The organism is Neobacillus niacini (assembly GCF_019749295.1).
Classification (GTDB): domain Bacteria; phylum Bacillota; class Bacilli; order Bacillales; family Cytobacillaceae; genus Neobacillus; species Neobacillus niacini_D.
This window is the reverse complement of sequence record NZ_JACWFG010000033.1, coordinates 25,471-41,403: the sequence shown is the minus strand read 5'-3', so window position 1 is coordinate 41,403 and position 15,933 is coordinate 25,471. Positions and strand designations below refer to the sequence as shown.

At 40.5% G+C, this 15,933-nt stretch carries 22 protein-coding genes; all 22 read right to left on the bottom strand.

Features of this window, described 5'->3' with window-relative positions; all coding sequences use genetic code 11:
- Positions 1–29 precede the first annotated feature (29 nt).
- The 22 genes from rpsH to rpoC all read right to left on the bottom strand — a co-directional run bounded on the left by rpsH (position 30) and on the right by rpoC (position 15,910).
- Positions 30–428, bottom strand: a complete 399-nt coding sequence (gene rpsH, locus H0184_RS26825) for a 30S ribosomal protein S8 (protein ID WP_034676109.1) — start codon at positions 426–428, stop codon at positions 30–32.
- A 29-nt stretch (positions 429–457) separates the two neighbouring features.
- Positions 458–643, bottom strand: coding sequence for a type Z 30S ribosomal protein S14 (locus H0184_RS26820; protein ID WP_034676107.1), 186 nt, complete (start codon positions 641–643; stop codon positions 458–460).
- A gap of 24 nt (positions 644–667) precedes the next feature.
- Complete coding sequence (gene rplE, locus H0184_RS26815) at positions 668–1,207, bottom strand: 50S ribosomal protein L5 (protein WP_034676105.1); 540 nt, start codon at positions 1,205–1,207, stop codon at positions 668–670.
- A gap of 28 nt (positions 1,208–1,235) precedes the next feature.
- Complete coding sequence (gene rplX / locus H0184_RS26810; protein WP_221830879.1) at positions 1,236–1,544, bottom strand: 50S ribosomal protein L24; 309 nt, start codon at positions 1,542–1,544, stop codon at positions 1,236–1,238.
- A 35-nt stretch (positions 1,545–1,579) separates the two neighbouring features.
- On the bottom strand, positions 1,580–1,948 hold the full coding sequence (rplN, locus tag H0184_RS26805; RefSeq protein WP_034676100.1) for a 50S ribosomal protein L14: 369 nt from the start codon (positions 1,946–1,948) through the stop codon (positions 1,580–1,582).
- Between the two features lie 40 nt (positions 1,949–1,988).
- Positions 1,989–2,252 carry a 30S ribosomal protein S17 gene (gene rpsQ / locus H0184_RS26800; protein ID WP_034676097.1) on the bottom strand — a complete coding sequence of 88 codons (264 nt, stop codon included), beginning with the start codon at positions 2,250–2,252 and terminating at the stop codon, positions 1,989–1,991.
- A gap of 23 nt (positions 2,253–2,275) precedes the next feature.
- Positions 2,276–2,476 (bottom strand): 50S ribosomal protein L29, encoded by a 201-nt coding sequence (rpmC, locus tag H0184_RS26795; protein WP_132096513.1) that lies wholly within the window; start codon positions 2,474–2,476, stop codon positions 2,276–2,278.
- Positions 2,466–2,900 (bottom strand): 50S ribosomal protein L16, encoded by a 435-nt coding sequence (gene rplP / locus H0184_RS26790; protein ID WP_034676090.1) that lies wholly within the window; start codon positions 2,898–2,900, stop codon positions 2,466–2,468. Before rplP ends, rpmC begins: the two co-directional genes overlap by 11 nt.
- 1 nt (position 2,901) lies before the next feature.
- A complete protein-coding gene (gene rpsC / locus H0184_RS26785) occupies positions 2,902–3,558 on the bottom strand; it encodes a 30S ribosomal protein S3 (protein WP_192654879.1) in 657 nt (218 codons plus the stop codon).
- Positions 3,559–3,561: 3 nt separating this feature from the next.
- The gene (gene rplV / locus H0184_RS26780) at positions 3,562–3,903 is read right to left on the bottom strand and encodes a 50S ribosomal protein L22 (protein WP_095250619.1); all 342 of its coding nucleotides are present in this window, start codon (positions 3,901–3,903) and stop codon (positions 3,562–3,564) included.
- 17 nt (positions 3,904–3,920) lie between these two features.
- Positions 3,921–4,199 (bottom strand): 30S ribosomal protein S19, encoded by a 279-nt coding sequence (gene rpsS, locus H0184_RS26775; protein ID WP_026574091.1) that lies wholly within the window; start codon positions 4,197–4,199, stop codon positions 3,921–3,923.
- A 60-nt stretch (positions 4,200–4,259) separates the two neighbouring features.
- A complete protein-coding gene (gene rplB / locus H0184_RS26770) occupies positions 4,260–5,090 on the bottom strand; it encodes a 50S ribosomal protein L2 (RefSeq protein WP_221830871.1) in 831 nt (276 codons plus the stop codon).
- Positions 5,091–5,120: 30 nt separating this feature from the next.
- Positions 5,121–5,405, bottom strand: coding sequence for a 50S ribosomal protein L23 (gene rplW / locus H0184_RS26765; RefSeq protein ID WP_034676080.1), 285 nt, complete (start codon positions 5,403–5,405; stop codon positions 5,121–5,123).
- On the bottom strand, positions 5,405–6,028 hold the full coding sequence (gene rplD, locus H0184_RS26760; RefSeq protein ID WP_221830869.1) for a 50S ribosomal protein L4: 624 nt from the start codon (positions 6,026–6,028) through the stop codon (positions 5,405–5,407). The genes rplW and rplD overlap by 1 nt, the downstream gene beginning before the upstream one ends.
- A 29-nt stretch (positions 6,029–6,057) precedes the next feature.
- Positions 6,058–6,684, bottom strand: coding sequence for a 50S ribosomal protein L3 (gene rplC, locus H0184_RS26755; protein WP_221830861.1), 627 nt, complete (start codon positions 6,682–6,684; stop codon positions 6,058–6,060).
- 40 nt (positions 6,685–6,724) lie between these two features.
- Entirely contained in the window at positions 6,725–7,033 is a 309-nt protein-coding gene (gene rpsJ / locus H0184_RS26750; RefSeq protein ID WP_034676072.1) for a 30S ribosomal protein S10, read from the bottom strand.
- A 388-nt stretch (positions 7,034–7,421) separates the two neighbouring features.
- On the bottom strand, positions 7,422–8,609 hold the full coding sequence (gene tuf, locus H0184_RS26745; RefSeq protein WP_034676069.1) for an elongation factor Tu: 1,188 nt from the start codon (positions 8,607–8,609) through the stop codon (positions 7,422–7,424).
- Between the two features lie 126 nt (positions 8,610–8,735).
- Positions 8,736–10,817, bottom strand: a complete 2,082-nt coding sequence (gene fusA, locus H0184_RS26740) for an elongation factor G (protein ID WP_221830859.1) — start codon at positions 10,815–10,817, stop codon at positions 8,736–8,738.
- A gap of 47 nt (positions 10,818–10,864) precedes the next feature.
- A complete protein-coding gene (gene rpsG, locus H0184_RS26735; protein ID WP_179161264.1) occupies positions 10,865–11,335 on the bottom strand; it encodes a 30S ribosomal protein S7 in 471 nt (156 codons plus the stop codon).
- Between the two features lie 40 nt (positions 11,336–11,375).
- A complete protein-coding gene (rpsL, locus tag H0184_RS26730) occupies positions 11,376–11,798 on the bottom strand; it encodes a 30S ribosomal protein S12 (RefSeq protein WP_026574083.1) in 423 nt (140 codons plus the stop codon).
- A gap of 103 nt (positions 11,799–11,901) precedes the next feature.
- A complete protein-coding gene (locus tag H0184_RS26725) occupies positions 11,902–12,150 on the bottom strand; it encodes a 50S ribosomal protein L7ae-like protein (RefSeq protein ID WP_221830854.1) in 249 nt (82 codons plus the stop codon).
- A 160-nt stretch (positions 12,151–12,310) separates the two neighbouring features.
- The gene (rpoC, locus tag H0184_RS26720) at positions 12,311–15,910 is read right to left on the bottom strand and encodes a DNA-directed RNA polymerase subunit beta' (protein ID WP_221830852.1); all 3,600 of its coding nucleotides are present in this window, start codon (positions 15,908–15,910) and stop codon (positions 12,311–12,313) included.
- Positions 15,911–15,933: the final 23 nt, after the last annotated feature.

Sequence of the window (15,933 nt, the reverse complement as noted above, 5' to 3'; positions counted from 1 at the left end):
AGTGCACCTCCATTCATTCAGAAACTTTATTACCAAACGTAAGCTAATACTTCTCCGCCCACTTGTTTTGCACGAGCTTCTTTATCAGTTATAACACCATTTGAAGTTGATACTAGTGCGATACCAAGACCGTTAAGGACACGTGGCACCTCAGTAGATTTTGCATAAACTCTAAGTCCAGGCTTGCTTATGCGCTTAAGACCAGTGATAACACGTTCGTTATTTGAACCGTACTTTAAGAAAATACGGATGATACCTTGTTTATTGTCTTCAATAAATTCGACGTCACGAACGAAACCTTCGCGCTTTAAGATTTCAGCGATTTCTTTTTTAATATTAGAAGCAGGCACTTCTAACTTTTCGTGACGCACCATGTTCGCATTACGAATGCGAGTAAGCATATCAGCAATTGGATCTGTCATGACCATTATTTTTACCTCCTTCCCAGACTTGGGTTTTACCAGCTGGCTTTTTTAACACCAGGAATTTGTCCTTTGTACGCTAATTCGCGGAAACAAATACGACAAAGCTTAAATTTACGGTATACAGAGTGTGGACGGCCACAACGTTCGCAGCGTGTATACTCTTGTACTGCATATTTAGGCGTGCGCTTTTGTTTCGCAATCATTGACTTTTTAGCCACGTTTTCGCCTCCATTATTTAACGATTACTTTTGGAATGGCATTCCAAATTGAGTTAACAGTTCACGTGCTTCTTCATCAGTGTTAGCAGTAGTTACGATAACGATATCCATACCACGAACTTTGCTTACCTTATCGTAATCAATTTCAGGGAAGATTAACTGTTCTTTAACACCCAATGTATAATTACCGCGACCATCGAATGATTTCTTAGAAACACCACGGAAGTCACGAACACGAGGTAAAGAAACAGAAACTAATTTATCCAAGAATTGATACATGCGCTCACCGCGAAGTGTAACTTTTGCACCGATCGGCATACCTTCACGAAGACGGAAGCCAGCGATTGATTTCTTTGCACGAGTTACTACAGGCTTTTGTCCTGTAATTGTTGCTAGTTCTTCAACAGCATTATCTAAAGCTTTAGCATTTGCTACTGCATCACCAACACCCATGTTAATAACTATTTTATCAAGTTGAGGAACTTGCATTACTGATTTATAGTTGAACTTGCTCATAAGAGCAGGAGTAACTTCTTTTACAAACTTTTCTTTTAGGCGGTTCACTTATTGTACCTCCCTTCTAAAATTTAGACTATTTATCTAATACTTCACCGGATTTTGCTACGCGTACTTTTTTGCCATCAACCGTTGTGAAACCAACACGAGTTGGGTTACCAGACTTAGGGTCGATAGGCATAACGTTTGATACATGAATTGGTGCCTCAAAGCTCATAATTCCGCCTTGTGGATTCACTTGAGAAGGTTTAGCGTGTTTTTTCACGATGTTGACACCTTCTACTAGTACACGGCTATCTTTAGGATAGGCTGCTAGGATTACTCCTGTTTTGCCTTTATCCTTACCGGAGATAACTCTTACTTTGTCACCCTTTTTAACATGCATTCGTAAGCACCTCCTTAAAGGCAATTGAATTTAAATTATAGTACTTCTGGAGCCAAGGAAACGATTTTCATAAAGTTGTTATCGCGAAGTTCACGAGCAACTGGTCCGAAGATACGAGTTCCACGTGGGCTTTTATCATCCTTGATAATTACACATGCGTTTTCATCAAAACGAATGTATGATCCATCAGGTCGACGAGCACCGCTCTTAGTACGAACGATAACTGCCTTAACAACGTCACCCTTTTTAACAACGCCACCAGGTGTTGCTTGTTTCACTGTACAAACGATAACATCACCAATACCCGCAGTTTTACGGCCAGAACCACCAAGAACTTTAATGGTTAGTACCTCACGAGCACCAGAGTTATCAGCAACTTTTAAACGTGATTCTTGTTGAATCATGTGTGTAACCTCCCTTCGGAATGATGCTTAATCCGAACAATTAAATAATAACTGCTTTTTCTGTAACTTCAACTAAACGGAAGCGTTTAGTAGCTGAAAGCGGACGAGTTTCCATGATACGTACGATATCGCCAATTTTTGCTTCATTTTGCTCATCATGAGCCTTAAACTTTTTAGAGTATTTAACGCGTTTACCGTAAAGAGGATGCTTTTTGTATGTTTCGACTAAAACAGTAATAGTTTTATCCATTTTGTCAGAAACAACGCGTCCAGTGTAAACTTTGCGCTGATTACGTTCACTCATTATGTGAACCTCCTCTCGGGTTTTTACTTGTTAAAGCTGATTTCTCTCTCACGAATCACAGTTTTCATACGAGCAATCGCTTTGCGTACTTCACGAATGCGAGCTGTATTTTCAAGTTGCCCAGTCGCTAATTGGAAGCGAAGGTTGAAAAGCTCTTCTTTTAAAGATTTAACTTTTTGTTCAATTTCGGCAGTGGTAAGGTCTTTAATTTCATTAGCTCTCATTTGATTCACCACCAATTTCTTCACGTTTTACAAACTTACATTTTACTGGAAGTTTGTGCATAGCAAGACGAAGTGCTTCACGTGCTACTTCTTCAGAAACACCAGCAATTTCAAACATTACTTTTCCTGGTTTAACAACAGCTACCCAACCTTCAGGCGCCCCTTTACCAGAACCCATACGCACCTCTAAAGGTTTTGCAGTATAAGGCTTATGTGGGAAAATCTTAATCCAAACTTTACCGCCACGTTTCATGTAACGAGTCATTGCAATACGGGCAGCTTCGATTTGGCGGTTAGTGATCCATGAAGCTTCAGTTGCTTGTAAGCCGAATTCACCGAATGTTACTTCAGTGCCACCTTTAGCGTTACCACGCATTTTTCCACGGTGTTGACGGCGATATTTAACGCGTTTTGGCAATAACATATTATTTGCCTCCTTCCGCAGATTTCTTCTTAGTAGGAAGGACTTCTCCCTTATAGATCCATACTTTCACGCCAAGCTTACCATAAGTAGTATCAGCTTCAGCATGAGCATAGTCGATATCAGCACGAAGTGTATGAAGTGGAACTGTACCTTCGCTGTATTGTTCTGAACGAGCAATATCTGCACCGCCTAGACGACCTGATACCATTGTTTTAATACCTTTTGCACCAGCACGCATAGCACGTTGAATAACTTGCTTTTGTGCACGACGGAAAGATACACGGTTTTCTAATTGACGAGCAACATTTTCAGCAACTAATTTCGCATCAAGGTCAGCTCTTTTAATTTCAAGAATGTTGATGTGAACACGTTTGCCAGTTAATTGATTTAAAGCTTTACGAAGTGCTTCAACTTCAGTACCGCCTTTACCGATAACCATACCAGGCTTAGCAGTATGAACAGTAACGTTCACACGGTTAGCTGCACGTTCGATCTCAACTTTAGATACAGAAGCATCCTTCAAACGTTTCGTGATATACTCACGAATTTTAAGGTCTTCGTGTAAAAGATCAGCGAAGTCTTTACCTGCGTACCACTTAGATTCCCAATCTTTGATGATACCGATACGCAAACCGACTGGATTTACTTTTTGACCCACAGATTATCCCTCCTTCTTTTCTGATAGAACGATTGTGATGTGGCTTGTGCGTTTGTTAATTTGGCTAGCACGGCCCATTGCGCGAGGACGGAAACGTTTCAACGTTGGTCCCTCATCTACAAAAGCTTGAGTTACAACCAAGCTATTAATGTCCATTTCATAATTGTGCTCGGCATTTGCCATAGCAGATTTCAATACTTTTTCAACGATTGGAGAAGCAAACTTTGGTGTGTGATTTAAAATCGACACCGCTTCACCAACTTGCTTTCCTCGAATTAGATCTACGACTAAACGTGCTTTACGAGGAGCAATACGAACTGTTCTTGCAACAGCTTTAGCTTGCATTTGGATGCCCTCCTCTCTTAACGTCTGGTTTTCTTATCATCATTACCATGGCCTTTGTAAGCACGAGTTGGAGCGAATTCTCCAAGCTTGTGTCCTACCATGTCTTCAGTAACATATACAGGCACATGTTTGCGACCATCATAAACTGCGATAGTGTGGCCGATAAATTGTGGGAAGATCGTAGAACGACGTGACCAAGTTTTAACAACTTGCTTACCTTCAGTTTCATTTAACTTTTCGATCTTAACCATTAAATGATCATCAACAAATGGTCCTTTTTTTAGGCTGCGACCCATGGATGAACCTCCCTTCGTGATTGTTCTACGGCTCGTTCTTTGAACCGTAGTTCAATCCCGTTATTTTTTACGACGACGTACGATAAACTTGTCGGATTTATTTTTCTTCTTACGAGTCTTGAATCCAAGAGTTGGTTTACCCCATGGAGACATTGGTGATTTACGTCCGATTGGTGAACGTCCTTCACCACCACCGTGTGGGTGATCATTAGGGTTCATTACAGATCCACGAACAGTTGGACGTTTGCCTAACCAACGTGAACGACCTGCTTTACCAATGTTAATAAGTTCGTGCTGCTCATTACCTACTTGACCGATTGTTGCACGGCACTCAGCAAGAATCATTCGAACTTCACCAGAATTTAAACGTACAAGTACGTATTTACCTTCTTTACCAAGAACCTGTGCTGATGTACCAGCAGAACGAACTAATTGTCCACCCTTACCAGGTTTTAATTCGATGTTGTGTACTACTGTACCAACAGGAATGTTTGCTAATGGTAATGCATTACCTACTTTAATATCTGCCTCAGGGCCTGACATTACTTCTAAACCTACTACTAGGTTCTTAGGAGCTAGGATATAACGCTTTTCACCATCAACATAATTTATTAGTGCAATATTTGCGGAACGGTTTGGATCGTACTCGATAGTAGCAACGCGTCCAGGAATGCCATCTTTGTTACGCTTGAAATCAATGATACGGTATGAACGCTTATGACCGCCACCTTGATGACGAACAGTTAACTTACCTTGGTTATTACGGCCGCCTTTTCTCTTTAAAGGTGCTAATAGAGATTTTTCTGGTGTGCTAGTTGTGATTTCTGCGAAATCAGAAACTGTCATACCGCGACGACCATTAGAGGTAGGTTTGTACTTTTTAATCGCCATTTTATTCCCTCCTCTTCTTGTTAGTTTTTATTATGCTTCAAAGAATTCGATTTCTTTGCTATCAGCAGTTAGTTTTACAATAGCTTTACGACGTTTGTTTGTGTAACCACCGAATTTACCCATGCGCTTGAATTTACCTTTATAGTTCATGATGTTAACTTTTTCAACTTCTACGCCAAAGATTTCAACAATCGCATCTTTAACTTGAGTTTTATTAGCTCTCACATCAACTTCAAACGTATATTTCTTTTCAGCCATTAGGTCAGTAGAACGTTCAGTGATAACGGGGCGCTTAATGATATCGCGTGCATCCATTATGCAAGCACCTCCTCTACTTTTTCAACTGCAGCTTTCGTCATGATTAATTGATCATGATTTACTACATCAAGAACATTGATTCCGTCAGCAGTTACAACTGTTACACCAGGAATATTACGAGCAGAAAGTGCTACATTTTCATCAAGGTCAGCAGTAACGATAAGAGCTTTCTTCTCAACTGAAAGACCACCTAATACTGTTTTGAAATCTTTTGTTTTTGGAGCATCGAAAGCAAGGCTTTCTAACACTAAAACATTCTCTTCTAACACTTTAGAAGATAGTGCAGATTTAATCGCTAAGCGACGTACCTTTTTAGGTAATTTGTAGCTGTAGCTGCGTGGTGTCGGACCGAAAACAGTACCACCTCCGCGCCATTGTGGAGAACGGATAGACCCTTGACGAGCACGACCAGTTCCTTTTTGACGCCATGGTTTACGTCCACCGCCGCGTACTTCAGAACGAACTTTTACTTTATGAGTTCCTTGACGTAATGAAGCTCTTTGCATAACAATCGCTTCGAATAATACGTGTTGGTTAGGCTCGATACCAAATACTGATTCATTAAGTTCGATTTCACCAACTTGTGATCCGTTTTGGTTAAATAATGAAACTTTAGGCATTCTTTTGCTCCTCCTTTCTTATGAAGATATTACGCTTTTACCGCACTTTTAATCTTTAATAAAGCTTTTTTAGGTCCTGGAACGTTACCTTTGATTAATAGTAAGTTACGTTCAACATCTACCTTAACAATTTCAAGATTTTGGACAGTAATTTGTTCTCCACCCATACGTCCTGGTAATAATTTACCTTTGAATACGCGGTTTGGAGCAACAGGTCCCATTGAACCTGGACGACGGTGATAACGTGAACCGTGAGCCATTGGGCCGCGTGATTGTCCGTGGCGTTTAATAACACCTTGGAAACCTTTACCCTTTGAGATTCCTGTTACATCTACTACATCGCCTGCAGCGAAAATATCAACTTTGACTTCTTGACCAACTTCATATCCTGTTACGTCAACTCCGCGGAATTCGCGAACGAAGCGCTTAGGAGTAGTGTTTGCTTTAGCAACATGTCCTTTTTCTGGTTTGTTAGCTAACTTTTCACGTTTGTCTTCAAAACCAACTTGAACAGCTTCGTAACCGTCGCTTTCAACTGATTTCTTTTGAAGAACTACGTTCTGAGCAGCTTCAACTACAGTAACTGGAATTAAGTTGCCGTTTTCTGCAAATACTTGAGTCATACCAATCTTTCTTCCTAAGATTCCTTTGGTCATTTAAGTCACACCTCCTATAAAATTTGGTTATTTATTTTTACTAAAGTTTAATTTCGATATCAACACCAGATGGTAAGTCTAAACGCATTAACGCATCAACTGTTTGTGGAGTTGGGTTAACGATGTCGATTAGACGCTTATGAGTTCTCATTTCGAACTGCTCACGAGAATCTTTGTACTTATGCACCGCACGAAGGATCGTGTAGATTGATTTCTCAGTCGGTAGTGGAATCGGTCCAGAAACGGCTGCACCTGAACGCTTTGCTGTTTCAACGATTTTTTCTGCAGACTGATCAAGAATTCTGTGATCATAAGCTTTTAAACGGATACGAATCTTTTGTTTTGCCATTATTTTCCCTCCTTTATTCGCCTATTTTAAAAATAGACATTCTCAGTGAAAATTTCCCACACACTCGCCATGGCAAAGCGGCCGGGTGTGTCAGCAACCTTTCACATCATCGCAGTCAAAGACCAACATTGTCTATTATACATAATTGTTTAGGCGAACGCAACATTTTTTTAAAAAAATATTTTCTGCTGCGTCCAGCACACTTTTATTATTATAGCGGCCTGTTTATACAATTACAATAGAAAAACTCATTCTCCAAAAATAACCTTTAATAACGCTTTATAAACTGAAAATTACATGAGTTCATTATATAGAAGAAACACGAATTTTTACATAAAAAAACAGCTGGATCGTCATCCAGCTGCTCTTTATATAACTGATTTTTTAATTATTCAGTGATAGTTGTGATTGAACCTGAACCAACAGTACGTCCGCCTTCACGGATAGAGAACTTTGTACCTTCTTCGATCGCAACTGGAGCGATAAGCTCAACAGTCATTTCGATGTGGTCGCCAGGCATAACCATTTCTACGCCTTCTGGAAGATTACAAATACCAGTAATATCAGAAGTACGGAAATAGAATTGTGGACGGTAGTTAGTGAAGAATGGAGTGTGACGTCCACCTTCTTCTTTTGATAAAACGTAAACTTGTGCTTTAAACTTTGTGTGTGGAGTGATTGATTTTGGTTTAGCCAAAACTTGTCCACGCTCGATTTCTTCACGTGCTACACCACGAAGTAATGCACCAATGTTGTCACCAGCTTCTGCAAAGTCAAGAAGCTTACGGAACATTTCTACACCTGTTACAGTAGTAGATTTTGGCTCTTCAGTGAAACCAACGATTTCAACTACGTCACCAACTTTTACTACACCACGCTCAACACGTCCTGTAGCAACTGTTCCACGGCCAGTGATTGAGAATACATCCTCAACCGGCATCATGAATGGCTTATCTGTGTCACGAGTTGGTTGTGGAATCCACTCATCAACTGCGTTCATAAGTTCAAAGATTTTTTCTTCCCATGCAGCATCGCCTTCTAATGCTTTAAGAGCAGAACCTTTGATTACTGGAGTGTCATCTCCTGGGAAGTCGTATTCTGATAATAGATCACGAATTTCCATTTCTACTAATTCAAGAAGTTCTTCGTCATCAACCATATCACACTTGTTCATGAATACAACAAGGTAAGGTACGCCTACCTGACGAGAAAGAAGAATGTGCTCACGAGTTTGTGGCATTGGACCATCAGTTGCAGAAACAACTAGGATACCGCCGTCCATTTGAGCAGCACCAGTGATCATGTTCTTAACATAGTCAGCGTGTCCTGGGCAGTCAACGTGTGCGTAGTGACGATTGTCAGTTTCATACTCAACGTGTGCAGTTGAGATAGTGATTCCACGCTCTTTTTCTTCTGGAGCACCATCAATTTGATCATATGCACGAGCTTCTGCTTTACCAGATTTAGCAAGAACAGAAGTGATTGCAGCTGTTAAAGTTGTTTTACCGTGGTCAACGTGACCAATTGTACCAATGTTAACGTGTGGCTTTGAACGGTCGAATTTAGCTTTACCCATTAGGAAAATCCTCCTTTAATTTGAAAAAGTTAAGTATATTTTTGGAAACTGTAAACGGGGTTGTCCCAATTCTACAGTTTCCATTGATACATAAGTAGTTATACTTTATTAAAAGGTGAAAATCAATTATTCACCTTTATTTTTTTTGATAATTTCTTCAGAAACTGATTTTGGTACTTCTTCGTAGTGATCGAAGTGCATGGAGAATACTCCACGTCCTTGTGTACTAGAACGAAGTGCAGTTGCATAACCAAACATTTCTGAAAGTGGAACTTGTGCACGAACTACTTGAGCGTTACCACGTGCTTCCATTCCTTCTACACGACCACGGCGTGCAGTGATTTGACCCATAATATCTCCTAGATACTCTTCAGGGATTACAACTTCAACCCTCATCATAGGTTCTAGGATAACAGGTTTACACTTAGAAGCTGCATTTTTAAGTGCCATAGATGCAGCAATCTTAAATGCCATCTCAGATGAATCGACATCATGGTAAGAACCATCAAATAGTCTAGCCTTAATATCAACTAAAGGATATCCAGCAAGTACTCCACGATTCAAGGAATCTTCAAGACCAGCTTGAACTGCTGGGATGTATTCACGAGGAACAACACCACCAACGATACCATTTACGAATTCGAATCCTTTACCTTCATCATTAGGTGAGAATTCAATCCAAACATGGCCATATTGTCCACGACCACCGGATTGACGTGCAAACTTACCTTCTACTTGTGCAGAAGCACGGAATGTTTCACGGTAAGCAACTTGTGGAGCACCTACGTTAGCTTCTACTTTGAATTCACGACGCATACGATCTACTAAGATATCAAGGTGAAGCTCTCCCATACCGGCAATGATAACTTGTCCAGTTTCCTGGTCAGTATGCGCACGGAATGTTGGATCTTCTTCTTGAAGCTTTTGCAATGCAGTTGTCATTTTATCTTGGTCAGCTTTTGATTTTGGTTCAACGGAAAGTTGAATTACTGGTTCAGGGAAGTTCATTGACTCAAGAATAACAAGGTTTTTATCATCACAAAGTGTATCCCCAGTAGTAGTATCTTTCAAACCTACAGCTGCAGCAATGTCACCAGCAAAAACCTTTGAGATTTCTTGACGGCTATTTGCATGCATTTGCAGGATACGTCCAACACGTTCACGTTTTCCTTTAGTAGAGTTCTGAACATAAGATCCAGATTCTAAAGTACCCGAGTAAACACGGAAGAACGTTAATTTACCAACATAAGGATCAGTCATAACTTTAAATGCAAGAGCTGAAAACGGCTCTTCATCACTTGAGTGACGTTCAAGGACTTCTTCTTCATCATCCGGAGCATGACCCTTGATTGCAGGAACATCTAATGGAGATGGAAGGTAATCAATAACAGCATCTAACATTAACTGAACACCTTTGTTTTTGAAAGCAGATCCACATATAACAGGGTAGAATTCTACATTAACAGTACCTTGACGAATACCAGCTTTAAGCTCTTCTTTAGTGATTTCTTCACCACCAAGGTATTTTTCCATTAATTCTTCATCTAATTCTGCTACTGCTTCAACTAGCTTTTCACGCCACTCTTCAGCTAGAGTTAGATACTCTTCAGGAATGTCACGTACTTCAATATCAGTACCTAAGTCATTACCGTAAAATATTGCATTCATTTCTACAAGGTCAATGATTGCAGAGAACTGATCTTCAGCACCAATTGGTATCTGAATCGGGTGGGCATTCGCTTGCAAACGATCATGTATTGTTCTTACAGAATACAAGAAGTCTGCACCGATTTTGTCCATTTTGTTTACGAATACTACACGAGGTACACCGTAAGTTGTTGCTTGACGCCAAACTGTTTCAGTTTGCGGTTCAACACCAGACTGTGCATCAAGTACCGCTACCGCACCATCAAGTACACGAAGGGAACGTTCAACTTCAACTGTGAAGTCTACGTGTCCTGGTGTATCGATGATGTTTACGCGATGACCTTTCCATGATGCAGTTGTTGCTGCGGAAGTAATTGTGATTCCGCGTTCTTGCTCTTGCTCCATCCAGTCCATCTGAGAAGCACCTTCATGTGTTTCACCGATTTTATGAATCTTACCAGTGTAATAAAGTACACGCTCAGTGGTCGTCGTTTTACCGGCATCGATGTGTGCCATGATGCCGATATTACGAGTGTTTTCTAAGGAGAACTCTCTTGCCATGGGTCTTTCTCCTTCCTAGTATGAAAGTTTTTATGTTAAAGGTAATCCTACCAACGATAGTGAGCAAACGCTTTGTTTGCTTCTGCCATTTTGTGAGTATCTTCACGCTTCTTAACAGATGCTCCAGCGTTATTAGCTGCATCCATGATTTCGTTCGCTAAACGCTCTTCCATCGTCTTTTCACCGCGAAGACGCGCATAGTTTACTAACCAACGAAGACCAAGAGTTGTACGACGATCAGGACGTACCTCAACTGGTACTTGGTAGTTTGCTCCACCTACACGGCGAGCTCTTACCTCTAGTACTGGCATGATATTCTTCATTGCTGCTTCAAAAATTTCCATTGGCTCTTTACCAGAGCGTTCACGGATTGTTTCAAATGCAGAGTAAAGAATTTCTTGTGATTTACCTCTTTTACCGTCAACCATCATTTTGTTGATTAGACGAGTAACTAATTTTGAATTGTAAAGTGGATCTGGTAACACGTCTCTTTTTGCTACAGGACCTTTACGTGGCATTTAATTTCCTCCTTTCAAACAAGCTGTCTATTTATCTGTTTTATTTCTTAGCTGCTTTTGGTCTCTTAGTACCGTATTTAGAACGTCCTTGCATACGGTTGTTAACTCCAGCCGTATCAAGAGCACCACGTACGATGTGATAACGTACTCCTGGTAAATCCTTTACACGCCCTCCACGAATAAGAACAACACTGTGCTCTTGAAGGTTGTGACCAATACCAGGAATGTAAGCTGTCACCTCAATACCGTTTGTCAAACGTACACGAGCATATTTACGTAACGCTGAGTTCGGTTTCTTTGGAGTCATTGTACCAACACGAGTACATACCCCACGTTTTTGTGGTGAAGATACATTAGTTTGTGATTTTTTGAAGCTGTTATAACCTTTATTTAGCGCAGGAGACTTCGACTTTTCAGTGATTGCTTGACGAGGTTTGCGCACCAATTGATTAATAGTAGGCATGTTACTTTTCCTCCCTTCATTTTTTGTAAGCCCACACATCCAGGTGGTTCATTTTAGTGCAAAAACAAAGTTCTTGCAGATCTTATATCTACAAAAACAGTTTTTAACTGATAATTACTACAGTTGAAGCACCAACTTCTATTCCACATGCTTTCCCGAGTTTTTTCATCGAGTCAACATAGATAATTGGGATGTTTAATTCTTGAGCTAATTTCACAACCGATGCCGTCACTCTCGTTTCTGCATCATTCGCAATCATTAACTCGCTTGCTGTTCCATCCTTTAGTGCTTTTACTGCTTGTTTTGTTCCTATAACAATCTTAGCTGCCTGTAATACTTTTTCATAAGACATATATCATATCCTCCAAAGTATCAGGTGAATAGGAGCACCTTTGATATATTACCATCTTCTAAAATATAAGTCAACAACACTTTAAATTATTTTTTAAAGACGACTGTCTATAAAAGGCGGTACACGCTGCTAAAGCGGGTACCGCATAAATTTTAAAACCCTAGTCTATCGCTACTGTTTCTTCAGAAGTTGTATCTCTTAAGACTGGTTCAGCTTTACGGTATCTCTGCATACCTGTACCTGCAGGAACTAGCTTACCAATAATAACATTTTCTTTTAAGCCGAGTAATTCATCACGTTTACCTTTGATTGCAGCATCTGTAAGAACTCTTGTTGTTTCTTGGAAGGATGCAGCAGAAAGGAATGAGTCAGTTTCAAGTGACGCTTTCGTAATACCAAGTAATACCGGACGTCCAGTAGCTGGCAGTTTTCCTGCTAACAATGCTTTTTCGTTTGCATCTGTGAATTGGTGAATATCTAATAATGTACCAGGAAGTACATCTGTTTCACCTGCATCACTTACGCGGACCTTACGCATCATCTGACGAACCATTACTTCTACGTGCTTATCGCCAATCTCAACACCCTGCATACGGTAAACCTTTTGAACTTCACGGAGTAAGTACTCTTGTACAGCATTTACATCTTTGACTTTAATTAACTCTTTAGGGTCAATAGAACCTTCAGTTAATTCCTGACCGCGTTCTACCCGGTCATTAACAGCTACTTTCAAGCGCGCTGTATATGGAGCATTATAAGTACGTGATTCAATCTCACCTTGAACGATGATTTCGTGCTGACGATCACGGCCTTCGTTAATACCCACAACCACGCCATCAATCTCAGAAATAACTGCCTGCCCTTTAGGGTTACGAGCTTCAAAGATTTCTTGAATACGCGGTAAACCTTGAGTGATATCGTCTCCTGCTACCCCTCCTGTATGGAATGTACGCATTGTTAACTGTGTACCAGGTTCTCCAATTGATTGGGCTGCAATAATACCAACTGCTTCCCCAACTTCAACTTCTTGACCTGTAGCCAAGTTACGGCCATAACACTTTTTACATACTCCATGACGGGTATTACATGTAAAGGCAGATCGAATTCTCACTTCTTCAATTCCGGCACCCACAATTGTTTCTGCTAAATCTTCAGTAATAAGTCCATTTTCAGGAACTAATACTTCTTTTGTTTCAGGATGTCTAATTGGATTACGTGCATAACGGCCAATTAAACGTTCATCCAATCCTTCGATAACCTCTGTTCCATCCTTAAGTGAACGGATTAACAGACCACGATCGGTTCCACAATCATCTTCACGGACAATTACATCTTGTGCAACGTCAACAAGACGACGTGTTAAGTAACCTGAGTCAGCTGTTTTCAGTGCAGTATCGGCAAGACCTTTACGAGCACCGTGTGTAGAGATAAAGTATTCTAATACTGTCAGTCCTTCACGGAAACTTGACTTGATCGGTAATTCGATGATACGTCCAGCCGGGTTGGCCATCAATCCACGCATCCCAGCAAGCTGTGTGAAGTTAGAGGCGTTACCACGGGCACCGGAATCACTCATCATGAAAATTGGATTCGTTTTATTCAACGATTGCATCAATTTTCCTTGAATGTTATCTTTCGCTGCACTCCAAATGGCAATTACACGGTCATATCGTTCGTCTTCAGTGATTAATCCACGACGGAACTGCTTCATAACGTTATCAACCTTGCTTTGTGCCTCATGTAGAATTTCTTGCTTTTCAGGTAATACCACGATATCGGCAACACCGACGGTAATCCCAGCTTTTGTAGAATATTTGAATCCTAAGTCTTTCATGCGGTCTAGCATTTTTGACGTTTCAGTGATTTTGAATCGTTTAAATACTTCTGCAATGATATTTCCAAGGATTTTCTTTTTGAACGGGTCTACTAATGGCATTTCTTGAATTCTCGCTGGAACATCCTCACCTTTTTCAACAAAGTACTTAGCAGGTGTTTCAACTTCTAAGTTTTGTCTAGTAGGTTCGTTGATATATGGGAATGATTTTGGAAGAATTTCATTAAAAATAAGCTTACCAACAGTGGTAATAAGTAACTTATTGTTTTGTTCTTCTGTTAAGGTTTCATTTCCTAATGAACCAGCATGAACAGCTACACGTGTGTGTAGATGAACATAGCCATTTTGATAAGCAATTAACGCTTCGTTCGTATCTTTAAAAATCATACCCTCACCAATAGCGCCTTCTCTTTCAAGAGTCAGGTAGTAGTTTCCAAGTACCATATCCTGAGAAGGTGTAACTACCGGCTTACCATCTTTAGGGTTCAAGATGTTTTGGGCGGCTAACATTAAAAGTCTAGCCTCTGCTTGCGCTTCAGATGAAAGCGGAACGTGAACAGCCATTTGGTCACCATCAAAGTCCGCGTTGTATGCTGTACATACAAGAGGGTGAAGGCGAATCGCTCTTCCTTCAACAAGGGTTGGTTCAAATGCCTGGATTCCTAGTCTGTGAAGTGTTGGGGCACGGTTTAATAAAACTGGGTGCTCACGAATAACATCTTCAAGCACATCCCACACTTCAGGAGAAACTCTTTCAATTTTACGTTTTGCAGATTTAATGTTGTGCGCTAAACCTTTTTCAACGAGTTCTTTCATAACGAATGGCTTAAATAACTCAAGAGCCATTTCTTTTGGCAGACCACATTGGTACATCTTAAGGTTTGGACCAACAACAATAACAGAACGGCCAGAATAGTCAACACGTTTACCCAGTAAGTTTTGACGGAAACGGCCTTGCTTTCCTTTTAACATATGGGAAAGTGACTTTAATGGACGGTTACCAGGACCAGTTACTGGACGTCCGCGACGGCCATTATCTATTAAGGCGTCTACTGCTTCTTGAAGCATCCGCTTTTCGTTTTGAACGATGATACTCGGCGCACCAAGATCCAACAAACGCTTTAAACGATTATTCCGGTTGATTACACGACGATAAAGATCGTTTAAATCCGATGTAGCGAATCTTCCTCCATCCAACTGTACCATCGGACGAAGTTCTGGAGGGATGACAGGAAGAACATCAAGAATCATCCAAGATGGCTCATTTCCAGAGTTACGGAAAGCTTCCAACACTTCAAGACGTTTAATCGCACGAGTACGACGCTGGCCTTGGGCTGATTTTAATTCTTCTTTTAATGCGTCAACCTCTTTATTTAAATCAATATCAGAAAGAAGCTTTTTAATTGCTTCAGCACCCATGGCAGCTTGGAATTTATTCCCGTACTTTTCACGGTATGCCCGATATTCTTTTTCTGATAATAGTTGTTTTTTATCAAGAGCTGTATCCCCTGATTCAGTAACAACATAAGAAGCAAAATAAATGATTTCTTCTAAAGCCCTAGGAGACATATCTAATACTAGTCCCATCCGGCTAGGGATGCCTTTAAAATACCAAATATGAGAAACAGGAGCAGCAAGCTCAATATGACCCATACGTTCACGGCGAACCTTTGCACGTGTTACTTCAACACCGCATCGGTCACAAACTACACCTTTATAACGGACACGTTTATATTTTCCACAGTGACATTCCCAATCCTTTGTCGGACCAAAAATCCTCTCACAGAATAAACCATCCTTTTCAGGCTTCAATGTACGATAGTTAATGGTTTCTGGCTTTTTTACTTCTCCAAAAGACCAAGAACGGATTTTATCTGGTGATGCCAGGCCAATCTTCATATACTCAAAATTATTAACATCCAGCAAGGGGCCTACCTCCCTTTCTATCT